This is a genomic window from Comamonas sp. SY3 (assembly GCF_041730275.1).
In the GTDB taxonomy this organism is placed as follows: Bacteria; Pseudomonadota; Gammaproteobacteria; order Burkholderiales; family Burkholderiaceae_C; genus Comamonas; species Comamonas sediminis.
The window spans coordinates 18824-30674 of sequence record NZ_JBGTYN010000011.1; the positions used below are offsets into that span (position 1 = coordinate 18824).

Annotated in this window: 13 protein-coding genes; 4 read left to right on the top strand and 9 right to left on the bottom strand. The window is 63.7% G+C overall.

What is annotated here, in order from left to right:
* Window position 1 precedes the first annotated feature (1 nt).
* The 5 genes from meaB to scpA all read right to left on the bottom strand — a co-directional run bounded on the left by meaB (window position 2) and on the right by scpA (window position 4504).
* Entirely contained in the window at window positions 2–1039 is a 1038-nt protein-coding gene (meaB, locus tag ACCQ08_RS15060) for a methylmalonyl Co-A mutase-associated GTPase MeaB (RefSeq protein ID WP_373450260.1), read from the bottom strand.
* A 91-nt stretch (window positions 1040–1130) separates the two neighbouring features.
* Window positions 1131–1589: a GNAT family N-acetyltransferase gene (locus tag ACCQ08_RS15065; RefSeq protein ID WP_312528468.1), complete on the bottom strand. Its 459-nt coding sequence runs from the start codon at window positions 1587–1589 to the stop codon at window positions 1131–1133.
* Complete coding sequence (locus tag ACCQ08_RS15070; RefSeq protein ID WP_373450261.1) at window positions 1586–2002, bottom strand: PIN domain-containing protein; 417 nt, start codon at window positions 2000–2002, stop codon at window positions 1586–1588. The genes ACCQ08_RS15065 and ACCQ08_RS15070 overlap by 4 nt, the downstream gene beginning before the upstream one ends.
* Before the next feature lie 23 nt (window positions 2003–2025).
* Window positions 2026–2283 carry an antitoxin gene (locus ACCQ08_RS15075; protein WP_369459320.1) on the bottom strand — a complete coding sequence of 86 codons (258 nt, stop codon included), beginning with the start codon at window positions 2281–2283 and terminating at the stop codon, window positions 2026–2028.
* Window positions 2284–2329: 46 nt separating this feature from the next.
* Entirely contained in the window at window positions 2330–4504 is a 2175-nt protein-coding gene (gene scpA / locus ACCQ08_RS15080; RefSeq protein ID WP_373450262.1) for a methylmalonyl-CoA mutase, read from the bottom strand.
* A 131-nt stretch (window positions 4505–4635) separates the two neighbouring features.
* On the opposite strand from scpA, the gene ACCQ08_RS15085 reads away from it, so the two are divergent.
* The gene (locus tag ACCQ08_RS15085) at window positions 4636–5274 is read left to right on the top strand and encodes a GntR family transcriptional regulator (RefSeq protein ID WP_239811924.1); all 639 of its coding nucleotides are present in this window, start codon (window positions 4636–4638) and stop codon (window positions 5272–5274) included.
* A gap of 20 nt (window positions 5275–5294) precedes the next feature.
* On the opposite strand, the gene ACCQ08_RS15090 is transcribed toward ACCQ08_RS15085, so the two are convergent.
* Window positions 5295–6587 (bottom strand): TIGR03862 family flavoprotein, encoded by a 1293-nt coding sequence (locus tag ACCQ08_RS15090; RefSeq protein WP_312409058.1) that lies wholly within the window; start codon window positions 6585–6587, stop codon window positions 5295–5297.
* Window positions 6588–6740: 153 nt separating this feature from the next.
* Between ACCQ08_RS15090 and moaA the strand changes: the two genes are divergently transcribed.
* The 3 genes from moaA to ACCQ08_RS15105 all read left to right on the top strand — a co-directional run bounded on the left by moaA (window position 6741) and on the right by ACCQ08_RS15105 (window position 9009).
* On the top strand, window positions 6741–7883 hold the full coding sequence (moaA, locus tag ACCQ08_RS15095) for a GTP 3',8-cyclase MoaA (RefSeq protein WP_373450263.1): 1143 nt from the start codon (window positions 6741–6743) through the stop codon (window positions 7881–7883).
* Window positions 7884–7952: 69 nt separating this feature from the next.
* Window positions 7953–8606: a molybdenum cofactor guanylyltransferase MobA gene (gene mobA / locus ACCQ08_RS15100; protein WP_373450310.1), complete on the top strand. Its 654-nt coding sequence runs from the start codon at window positions 7953–7955 to the stop codon at window positions 8604–8606.
* Between the two features lie 73 nt (window positions 8607–8679).
* The gene (locus tag ACCQ08_RS15105; RefSeq protein WP_239811921.1) at window positions 8680–9009 is read left to right on the top strand and encodes a thioredoxin family protein; all 330 of its coding nucleotides are present in this window, start codon (window positions 8680–8682) and stop codon (window positions 9007–9009) included.
* Between the two features lie 61 nt (window positions 9010–9070).
* Here ACCQ08_RS15105 and ACCQ08_RS15110 read toward each other — a convergent pair whose 3' ends face one another.
* From ACCQ08_RS15110 to ACCQ08_RS15120, 3 genes are all read right to left on the bottom strand, one after another.
* Entirely contained in the window at window positions 9071–9976 is a 906-nt protein-coding gene (locus ACCQ08_RS15110; RefSeq protein ID WP_312409055.1) for an adenylate/guanylate cyclase domain-containing protein, read from the bottom strand.
* A gap of 204 nt (window positions 9977–10180) precedes the next feature.
* Complete coding sequence (locus tag ACCQ08_RS15115; RefSeq protein ID WP_373450264.1) at window positions 10181–11194, bottom strand: LD-carboxypeptidase; 1014 nt, start codon at window positions 11192–11194, stop codon at window positions 10181–10183.
* A 185-nt stretch (window positions 11195–11379) separates the two neighbouring features.
* The gene (locus tag ACCQ08_RS15120) at window positions 11380–11817 is read right to left on the bottom strand and encodes a BON domain-containing protein (RefSeq protein ID WP_373450265.1); all 438 of its coding nucleotides are present in this window, start codon (window positions 11815–11817) and stop codon (window positions 11380–11382) included.
* Between the last annotated feature and the right edge of the window lie 34 nt (window positions 11818–11851).

An 11851-nucleotide genomic window follows, 5' to 3' on the forward strand; every position in this document is an offset into this window, starting at 1 on the left:
GTCAATCCGCTTTCTGAATCATCGCTGCACTGCTTTGCGCCTGCAGCAGGTTTCTGGCCGCCGTCGATGCCGCCAACTGGCCCGATGCGACTTGCTGCTGCACAGCAGGCAGCATATCGCGCACGGCAGGGTGGCTGCGAAACGCCAGCTTGAGCCCATGGTCAATGCGCTCCCACATCCAGGCCAGCGACTGCTTTTCGCGCCGCATCGCCAGGCAGCCATTGCTGGTCTGCATCTGGCGGTAGCTGCTCACAGCCTCCCAGAAGGCCTCCACGCCATCGCCCAGCAGCGCGCTGATCTGTATCACCCGGGGCTGCCACAGCGCACCGCGTGCCGCAGGGTCATGGCTGCCATGCATGCCCAGCAAGCGCAGGCTGGAGGTGATCTGCGCCTGCGCACGGGTGGCTGCATTCGGGTCGATATCGGCCTTGTTGATGACCACCAGATCAGCCAGCTCCATCACGCCTTTTTTGATGGCCTGCAGGTCATCGCCGGCATTGGGCAACTGCAGCACGCAGAACATGTCGGTCATGCCATGCACCGCAATCTCGCTTTGGCCAACGCCGACGGTCTCGACCATTACCACGTCATAGCCTGCCGCTTCGCAGACCAGCACGGCCTCGCGTGTCTTCTCTGCCACGCCGCCCAGCGTGCCGCTCGACGGGCTGGGCCGGATATAGGCTTCGGTCCGCATCGACAGTTGCTCCATGCGCGTCTTGTCACCCAGGATCGAGCCGCCTGACACCGTCGACGACGGATCGATCGCCAGCACGGCCACACGCAGGCCCTTGCCGATCAGATAGAGCCCCAGGGTTTCGATAAACGTCGATTTGCCCACGCCCGGCACGCCACTGATGCCCAGGCGAAAGGACTGGCCGGTGTGCGGCAACAGCGCCGTCAGCAGCGCGTCACCCAGCGCACGGTGGTCGGCACGGGTGGATTCCAGCAAGGTGATGGCCTTGGCCATCGCGCGGCGCTGCAGCGCCGGGTTGTCCCCTTGCGTAATGGCGGCAACGCGCTCGGCAACCTCGGTATTCATGCCGCCGCCCTGCCGCCACATTGCTGCAAAGCCTCTGCGCAACAAGCGCATGCAGCCATCATTTGTTTTGCCAACACCATATCCACTACCTCTACGCCGGGGTCCACTGGTACAACAGGTCAATCGGATCGCCGCCCGTCTGCACAAAGCCATGGCGCTCGTAGAAACGGATCGCATCGCTCTGGTTGAGCACCTCCAACCACACCGCGCGGCCTTCGCGGCGCGCTTGGGTTTGCACCTGCTGCAGCGCCCAGTCGCCAATACGGCGGTTATGCCAGGCCGGCAGCAGGTACAGGTGCTGCAGTTTCAGGCGGCCATCGTCATAGGGCACCAAGGTCAGCAGCCCTGCGCGCTGAGGGCCCTCGCCTGCGCCCTCATCCACACAGATGTGCTGCATGTACTGCGGCTCGAACTGGCGCTGAAAACGCTTGCGGGCATGGTCCATGTTGAAGATGCCCAGCCGCTCCAGGCTGGGGCGCATGGCGGCTACGCGCAGCGCGAACAGCGATTCGAAATCGCTGCTGTCCACCGGGGCAAAAGAAAGCTTCATACCGCTGCCTCCATCCAGTCTTCGATCCGCAAGCCTGCGATGCGCTCGAATTCGCGGACGTTGTGTGTCACCAGAACGCCATCAGGGTCGGCCAGCGCCTGGCAGCCAATCATCAAGTCGATGGCACCAATGGGCGTGCCCGCCTTGCGCAAGCGGGCCGATTGCGCACCGTAATGCCAGATGGCATCACCGCCCCAAGGCTCAATGCAAAACAGCGACAGGGCCTCCTCCATCAACGCCCGGTTGCGCTCCGGATACGTGCTGCGCATGGCACCACTGGCCAGCTCCGTTGCGACCAATGCAGGTATCACCATCCGGGTATGGTCCACGGTCCGCATGCGATGGAGCACGGCTGCATGCTGGCGGTGCCAGGCATAGATGCAGATATTGGTGTCCAAGTAGTAACGGGGCATAGGTCAGCGCGTCACAGTCCGGATCAGTCAAAACCGATGTCACGCGGAGGCGTCTTGTCGCGCTCGATCTCTTCGGGCATGCCCTCGAAGCGCCCCACCAAACGGTCGAGCCGCGCCAGCCATGCTGCATGCGCATCGGCGGGCACGGGGCGCAAGACCACCGAGCCATCTGCCTGGCGCTCGACAGTCACCTCGTCGGTGTCGAAGCGGAACTCCTTGGGCAGACGAACGGCCTGGCTGCGACCATTCATGAAGATTTTGGCGGTGGCGAGATCAGACATGCGGTGCTTTCAGGAGGTGATATATATCAATGGTATATACCTTGCCTCAGGCCGTCAAGCTGGCCTTGATCTGCTCCAGCACATCCTTGGCACTGGCCGGGATCGGTGTGCCCGGGCCGTAGACGCCCTTGACGCCGGCGTTGTACAGATAGTCGTAGTCCTGCGCAGGGATCACGCCGCCGACAAACACGATGATGTCATCGGCGCCCTGCTTCTTGAGCTCTTCGATGATCGCGGGCACCAGCGTCTTGTGGCCGGCGGCCAAGGTCGAGACGCCGACGGCGTGAACGTCATTCTCGATGGCCTGGCGGGCGCATTCCTCGGGGGTCTGGAACAGCGGGCCCATGTCGACGTCATAGCCCAGATCGGCAAAGGCGGTGGCGACCACCTTGGCCCCCCGGTCATGGCCGTCTTGGCCGAGTTTGGCAATCATCACGCGGGGGCGGCGGCCTTGCGCTTCGGCAAAGGCAGCAATCTCGCCCTTGAGGTTTTCCCAGCCTTCGGCCGAGTCATAGGCGGCCGCGTAGACGCCGGTCACCTTCTGCGTATCGGCGCGGTGGCGGCCAAAGGATTTTTCCAGTGCGTCGGACACCTCACCGACGGTGGCACGCAGCCGAACGGCCTGGATCGCCAGATCCAGCAGATTGCCTTCGCCGGACTCGGCGGCAGCGCTCAGTGCCTGCAGTGCCTTGTCAACAGCAGCCGCATCGCGCGTGGCCTTGATCTGGTTCAGGCGCGCAATCTGGCTGTCGCGCACCTTGACGTTGTCCACTTCCAGAATATCGACCGGGTCTTCCTTGGCAAGCTTGTATTTGTTGACGCCGACAATCACTTCCTTGCCCGAATCGATGCGCGCCTGCTTCTCTGCCGCAGCGGCCTCGATCTTGAGCTTGGCCCAGCCGCTGTCCACCGCCTGGGTCATGCCACCCATGGCATCGACCTCCTCGATGATCTTCCAGGCGGCATCGGCCATGTCCTGGGTCAGCTTTTCCATCATGTAGCTGCCAGCCCAGGGGTCGATCACATTGGTGATGTGGGTCTCTTCCTGGATGATGAGCTGGGTGTTGCGCGCAATGCGGGCGCTGAACTCGGTGGGCAGCGCAATCGCTTCGTCGAGCGCATTGGTGTGCAAAGACTGCGTGCCGCCAAACACGGCGGCCATCGCCTCGATGGTGGTGCGCACCACATTGTTATAGGGGTCCTGCTCGGTCAGGCTCCAGCCGCTGGTCTGGCTGTGGGTGCGCAGCATCAGGCTCTTGGGGTTCTTCGCGTCGAAACCGGTCATGATGCGGCACCACAGCAGGCGGGCGGCCCGCATCTTGGCGATTTCGAGGTAGAAGTTCATGCCCACCGCCCAGAAGAAGGACAGGCGCCCGGCAAAGGCATCCACGTCCATGCCTTTGGCAATGGCGGTTTTCACATATTCCTTGCCGTCCGCCAACGTAAAGGCCAGCTCCAGCGCCTGGTTGGCCCCGGCTTCCTGCATGTGGTAGCCGCTGATCGAGATCGAGTTGAACTTCGGCATGTTCTGGCTCGTGTACTCGATGATGTCGCCGATGATGCGCATGCTCGGCTTGGGCGGATAGATGTAGGTGTTGCGCACCATGAACTCTTTGAGAATGTCGTTCTGGATCGTGCCCGACAGCTGGTCCTGCGCAACGCCCTGCTCTTCGGCCGCCACCACATAGCCGGCCAGCACCGGCAGCACCGCGCCATTCATCGTCATCGACACCGAGACCTTGTCCAGCGGAATGCTGTTGAACAGGATCTTCATGTCCTCGACCGAGTCGATCGCCACACCGGCCTTGCCGACGTCACCCGTCACGCGCGGGTGGTCACTGTCGTAACCACGGTGGGTGGCCAGGTCAAACGCGACCGACACGCCTTGGCCGCCGGCCGCCAGCGCCTTGCGGTAGAAGGCATTGGACTCTTCGGCCGTCGAAAAGCCGGCGTACTGGCGAATGGTCCAGGGGCGCACCGCGTACATCGTGGCCTGCGGGCCGCGCAGATACGGCGCAAAGCCCGGCAAGGTATCGGCAAAAGGCAGGTCGGCGGTATCGGCAGCGGTATAGAGCGGCTTGACCGTGATTCCATCGGGCGTCAGCCAATTGAGGTTGGTGACATCGCCACCCGGGGCGGATTTGCTGGCGGCCTTGTCCCAGGCAGCGCGGTCGGCCTTGGGGAACTCGGATGCAGTGTTGTGCTTCGCGGAATCAGTCATGTCTCAAGCTCGGAATACGTTATAGACAATGCATATTGGCCTACCCACGGCCACCAGGCAAGTGTACATTATTCATAATTATGAATGCAGAATTTTGAATTTCAGTCGCCTTCTGTACAATGGCGCCACCGATGAGCCTCCCCAATTTTGCGCCACGCGCGCTGTACCAGGACGTTGCCGAGCTACTGCGGCAACGCATTTTTGCGCACCAGCTGCCGCCGGGCAGCTGGATCGATGAGTTGAAGATTGCCGAAGAAATAGGCATCAGCCGCACGCCTTTGCGCGAGGCCTTGAAGGTTTTGGCGACCGAGGGCCTGGTCACCATGAAGCTGCGCCGTGGCGCCTATGTGACTGAGGTGTCGCAAAAAGACCTGCTCCAGGTCTACCACCTGCTCGCCTTGCTGGAAAGCGATGCGGCCGCCGAACTGGCCAGCTGCGCCAGCGCCGAGCAGATCGCTGAGCTACAAGGCCTGCACGACGCGCTGGAAGCTGCCGTCCATGAGCGCGATGCGTTCTTTATGGCCAATGAGCAGTTTCATATGCGCGTGCTGGAGATGCTGGACAACAAATGGCTCAGCCAGATGGTCGCCGACCTGCGCAAGGTGATGAAGCTCAACCGCCACAACTCGCTGTTCAAATCCGGCCGCATCGAGGAATCGCTGCAGGAGCACCGTGCGCTGATGCAGGCGCTGGCCACGCATGACAGCCAGGCAGCACGCGCCTGCGTGAAGCTGCATTTCAAGAACGGGCTGGCCGCAGCGTCCGCATAGCTGCTACCGCTGCGGTGGGATCAGCCCTTGAGAAAATGCGCAACACCCTGCGCCGCGCGCACGCCGCTCGACAACGCGGCGGTCAGCAGATAGCCACCGGTCGGCGCTTCCCAGTCCAGCATCTCGCCCGCGCAAAAGAGCCCCGGCCGGGCATGGCACATCAGGTCATGCGACAGCGCGGAGAACGCCACGCCCCCGGCAGTGCTGATCGCTTCATCCATCGGGCGGGTAGCGGTGACGGTGATGGGAGCCGCCTTGATGGTGGCTGCCAGTTTCTGCGCATCCTGCATGCCCTCCTTGCCCAACACCTCGAACAGCAGTGCCGCCTTGATGCCGTCGAGCCCCAGCCGGCCCTTGAGGTGGCTGGCCAGGCTGCGCGAGCCGCGCGGGTGGCGGACCTCGGCGAGTACGCGCTCCGCGCTGTGATCGGGCAGCAAGTCGACAAAAAACGTTGCACTCCCCTGGGCCTTGATGGCCTCGCGAAGCGGAGCGGACACCGCATAGATGAGGCTGCCTTCCACGCCCGAGTCAGTCGCCACAAATTCTCCTCGGCGTGCAAAGCCCGCTTCGCTGCCATCGTCAAAACGGATGGCCACCGATTTGAAGGGTTGGCCGGCAAACTTGCTGGCAAAAAATGGCGACCAGCCGGGTGCGGTCTCGCCATGGGCCGATGGCAGCATGCGCACATCAAAACCGCAGTTGGCGGGCTCCAGTGCCACGGTGCTGACCCCCGCCTGCGCCAGCAGCGGCATCCAGGCGCCGTCCGATCCCAGGCGTGCCCAGCTTCCTCCGCCCAGCGCCAGCACGGTGGCCCGGGCTTGCACGGCGGTCTCGCCATCGGGCACCGCAAAGCGCAGCGCGCCTGCATCATCCCAGCCCAGCCAGCGGTGGCGCATTGCAAAACGCACGCCTGCAGCCCGCATGGCCACCAGCCAGGCGCGCAGCAGCGGCGCCGCTTTCATGTCTTTCGGGAACACCCGGCCCGAGGTGCCTACAAAGGTCTCGACACCCAAATCCTGCGCCCAGGCCTGCACTTCGGCAGCGCCAAAATACTGCAGCCAGGATGCGACCACCGCCTGCTGACGCCCATAACGCCCGACAAACGGTGCCATCGGCTCCGAATGGGTGAGGTTGAGCCCGCCGCGCCCGGCGAGCAGGAACTTGCGCCCCACCGACGGCATCGCGTCATACACCGTCACCTGCAGACCGGACTGCGCCAGACGGTGCGCCGCCATCAAGCCAGCCGGGCCGCCACCAATAACCGCGACATCCAATGGGGCGGGTGAAGAAGAGGAATGGCTGGGCAAGGTCATGGCAAAAATCACGCAAAGCAAAAGAGAACAAGGGGGCGAACCATACACCAACTCGGGCCACCGGCAACCGGGGATTGGTACTTTTTGCTGCTTGGCAAGGCAGCGCATAACCGCAAGGCCACATCGGAAGGCGCCCTCTAGTACCATTCGGCCATGGATCGTCCTGTTATTTCCCTGGTTGACCTGCGTCTGCGCGATGCAGGTCTGGCTATGCCCGCACCGGCCGGCGTCGCACTGCCGCACGGCAATGCGGTGCACGACCTGCGCCAGCGGCCGCTGCGGGATCTGCGCATCAGCGTCACGGACCGCTGCAATTTCCGCTGCAGCTACTGCATGCCCAAGGATGTGTTCGACAAGGACCATGTGTATCTGCCGCATGGCGATTTGCTCAGTTTCGAGGAGATCACCCGTACTGCTCGCCTGTTTTCGCAACTTGGCGTCGGCAAGCTGCGCATCACCGGCGGCGAGCCGCTGCTGCGCAAAAACCTCGAAGCGCTGATTGCCCAGCTGGCCGAGCTGCAAACGCTGGACGGCGCGCCGATGGACCTGACCTTGACGACCAATGGCTCCATTCTGGCACGCAAGGCCCGTGCGCTCAAAGACGCCGGGCTCAAGCGGCTGACCGTCAGCCTCGACAGCCTGAGCGATCCGCTGTTCCGCCAGATGAACGACATGGACTTTCCGGTCGCCACCGTGCTGCAGGGCATCGAGGCCGCGCAGGCCGTGGGTTTTGCCAACATCAAGGTGAACATGGTGGTCAAGCGGGGTGTCAATGACCACGAGATCGTCGCGATGGCGCGCCACTTTCGCGGCAGCGGCGTCACCCTGCGCTTTATCGAGTTCATGGATGTCGGCGCCACCAATGGCTGGCGGCTTGAAGAAGTGCTGCCCTCGGATGCGGTGCTGGAGCGCCTGCAGTCGGCTTTTGCACTGACCCCCTTGTCCGCGACTGCGCCTGGAGAGACGGCGGTGCGCTGGGGCTATGTCGGTGCCAACGGCCGGCATGATCCAAGCCTGGGAGAGATTGGGTTGATCAGCAGCGTCACGCACGCCTTCTGCCACGACTGCAACCGCGCACGCCTGTCCACCGAGGGAAAGCTGTTTCTGTGTCTGTTTGCCAGCGAAGGCTGGGACCTGCGCGCGTTGCTGCGCAATGGCGCCAGCGACAGCGATATTCGCCAGGCCATTGCCCAGGTCTGGGGCCAGCGCAGCGACAACTATAGCGAACAGCGCAGCCAACACCCCGAGATCGCCCAGCAGCGCCAGCGCGTGGAGATGAGCTATATCGGTGGCTGACAGCGCCATCGCGCCCTTCTGATGGATGCCACCACCAGATCGCCTGAGTACCTGCTGCCTTTGCCGACCATGCCCTCTTCTGTCGTCGCCATTCCCCCTGAACAAATCACCGGCCTGGTACTGGCGGGCGGCCAGGGCTCGCGCATGGGCGGGGCAGACAAAGGCCTGCAACTGCTGGGCGGCCAGGCGCTGGCATGGCATTGCGCCCAACGGCTGCAGCCCCAAGTGGGCCCGCTGCTCATCAACGCCAATCGCCACCTGGATACCTACCGCGCGCTGGGCTACCCGGTAGTGGCAGACCTGCATTTGCCGGACACCGAAGCCTACGCAGGCCCGTTGGCAGGATTTGCCGCCGGCCTGGCGGCCTGCCAAACGCCATGGCTGTTGACGGTGGCCTGCGACACACCCTATTTTCCGCAGGACCTGGCCCGGCGCCTGGCGCAGGCCACTGCCGCCCAGGGCTGCCCGATTGCGATGGCCTGCACCCCGCCCGATGAGGCCGGCAGCACACGCCCGGTTTTGCAACCCACGTTCTGCCTGATCCATGCCAGCTTGGCGGGTAGCGTGCGGCAATTTGTGGCCGGTGGCGGGCGCAAACTGCGGCAATGGGCAGCGCAGCATGGCCATTGCCTCGTGCCATTTGACGATGCCCAGGCCTTTTATAACGCCAATACGCCCGAAGAGCTGGCTCGTCTGCAGGACATGCCATCGCCGCACAAGTGACTGGCGCTGACGGACACGGACTGTGCCGGTGCTATAACAGACCAGATCAGCATTCCCACCTTGGAGCCGCCTTTTGACCTACTCGGCACAGCACCTCAGCCAGGAGCCCCAGCGCTCCGACATCGATACCCAAGCGGGCTTGACCGTCCTGGAATTTGGCACCCCCTGGTGCCCGCATTGCCTGGGGGCACAAGGCTTGATCGAGCAGGCGCTGGCCCCGCGCGCAGATATCCGTCATCTGAAAGTGGAAGACGGCCCAGGCCGACCGCTGGGCCGCAGCTACCGCATCAAGCTCTGGCCCACGCTGGTGATGCTGCGCAATGGGCAGGAAGTGGCGCGCGTGGTGCGGCCCACGACGGCAGCAAGCATCGAGACGGCACTGGCCGCGCTGCAAGCGCCGTAAACATGAACACACCGGCGTTGCGCCCGGCGACGCCTATCGATGCGCCAGCCAGGGGTATGCCTCAGACCGGCGTGACCGAGAACGCCGTGCTCGGCGCGGTCGGGTCCTCGGGTGACACGCCAAAGTACATCACGCCCATCCCGTGCAGCTGCACCGACTCGCGCCGCACGGCGGTGGCAGGGTTGGCACCAAAGCTCACCCAGGTACCATAGCGGCTCAGATCGGTGTAGATGACATTGCCGCTGCGCCAGTCGATGCGGCCATGCTGGCGGGAGACACGCCGGTCCAGCACGACCCACTCCGAATCGGATGAGCGTCCGACAAAGATCGGCATCTCCTGGGTGCTGAAAAAGCGCTCGAGGCCGCCCGATGCCAGCCGCAAGCGCATCTGCACCACGGCTTCGGGCTTCATCGGCAATACCGAGTCGTAGGCGGTGACGACGTCCTGGGCTTCCGGCTCGATCCATTGCACCTGGTAGAGCATTTGCTGCTCGGCCTTGCCACGCACATCCATCCAGCCCATCGGCACAAACACCGTGTCGGCGCGGGCGCCGGACTCCATCGTCGAGGCTGCAGCCCAGACCTCGCGGTGGCCGGCCTTCTCACACAGACGCGCCGCCATGTTGACCGAGTCGCCATAGCAGTCGCCTTCCATCAGCACCACTTCACCGGTACTCATGCCCACGCGCACATGGAATTTCTGGGAGGGGGGCAGCGAATCCCACTGCCCGTAATGGCGGCGCATCAGCATCGTCATGGCGCTGACGGCCAACGCACTGCTGTTGAAAATGGCCAGCACACCATCGCCGAGCGTTTTGATGACGCGGCCCCCCGCCTGCACGACGACCTGCTTGAAAGCGTCCGTCATGCCCGCGACGGCTCGCGCAGCGCGTTCATTGCCCAAAGTTTCGAACAATGCGGTACTGCCCGAGATATCGATGAATACCACGGTGGCGACAGTTGTCATGGATTTTCTTGTTACGGCCGTCGCTACCTCCTCCCCAGGAGCAACGCCGGCCTATGCATCAATGGCGACCATGCATATTACACTGCAAACCAGCATGCCCGACCAGTCTTGAGCCTGTCGTGGAGCTTACGAATTGTTAAGATTCCAACACATGGAGCCTGTGACAAATCGCGGTCAAAGCCTGCGGCTGCTGGCGGTGGATGCTTATTGATGGCCCCAATAAATCAATGCATCCCGGCCTTCAACACTCAGCGAAACCTGGGCGCCCACCGGCAGCAGCACCTTGGTCGGCACATGGCCAAAAGGCAGGTTGGTGAACACCGGCGCCTCGATCTGCGTGCGCAGCCACTGCACGACGCTGGCCAGCTTGAAGCCCTTGTCATGCGCATTGAGATGGTAGTCACTGAACTGGCCAAACACCACGGCCTTTTGCTGGGCCAGCACGCCGGCGTGCAGCAAGGTGGTCAGCATGCGCTCCACCTTGTAGGGCGCCTCGCCTACATCCTCGATGAACAGTACCCCGCCCTTGACCTTGGGCAGGTACGGTGTGCCCACCAGGGATGCGATCATCGCCAGGTTGCCGCCCCACAGCGTCGCCTTGGGGATGTAGACATCGTCCGAGGCTGACGCGCCCGTCACCGTGCCCGCCTTTTCCGGCGCCAGCCGCCAGCCAGCGCCTTCGCCAGCCCCGCTCAGCAGGTCTTCAAAGCAATCCTGCATGATGTCATCGACGCCCTCTTCGGCGCCAAAATCGCCCACCAGCGCCGGGCCGGCCCAGGTCACCGCGCGGGTCCTGGCATACAGCGCCAATTGGAATGCGGTGAAATCGCTCAGTCCGACAAAACGCGTGCCGGAGGCGACGGCCTGGGCGATCTGTTCATAGTCCAGGCGGTGCAACAGGCGTGAGAGTCCATAGCCGCCCCGGCTGATCATGGCCACATCGGCGCCGCTTTGGCAGGCGCGCGTGATCGCCGCCAGGCGCGTGTCATCGTCGCCGGCAAAACGCGTACTGGAGGCGAGCGCATCCTGGTCCACCTCCACCTGGTGCCCCATGGCCTCCAGGCGCTTCACCGCGCGTTTGAACGCCTTTTTGTCACGCACCGCCCCCGATGGGGAGTACACATAAATATGCTTGGGGCCTTGGGCATGGTGGTGCTGGCAGTGCGCGTGGTCGCAGTGACCATGGTCGTGGTCATGGGAGTGGTCGTGCTGGTGCATGGCGGCAAACGGAGGTAGAGAAAGGCAGGCCCAAGGCTGCCGGATATGAAGAGCGGTGCCCGGTTCTGCATGCAAAACCGGCACCTTCGGTGTTGGGCGGCATTATGCGGCCAACTGCCATGGAGGCGGGCCACACGGGGACTAATGCCATGGGCCATGCAGGGACTGCCGCACGGCAGGGCTGCTCATCCGAGCGCATCGGCATGCACCTGGATCAGGCTGAAAACGCCATGCACCCCCAGCACACTGCCCGCAATCGCCACCGCACGGTCGAGCAGCGGTTGGGAGGAGACCGTGCCGCGCAACGTGACCATTGCGTGGGAGGTCTCCACCTGCAGCGCCAGCAGGTCAGGGCTTTGCGAGGCGGCCAGCGCATCCACCACCTGGGAGGTGATCGCATCGTCATCGGCGCGCTGGCGGTTGGACTGGGCTGCGCGCTCAACGGCCTGGCTGGCCCGCTGGCCCGAGGCGTCCAGTGTGTGTGCCAGCCCCTGGCTCCAGCCCCGGCCCTGCTGCAAGGCCCCGGACTGCCACAGTGCCACCAGGCCAGCGCCGAGCGCAGCGAGCACCAGCGCTGCGATGGCGATGGCTTGAAGCGGGGTGAAGCGGCGGATCATGGGCATGGAAAGCAAAGGCAAAGGCAAGCAGATACAAGCA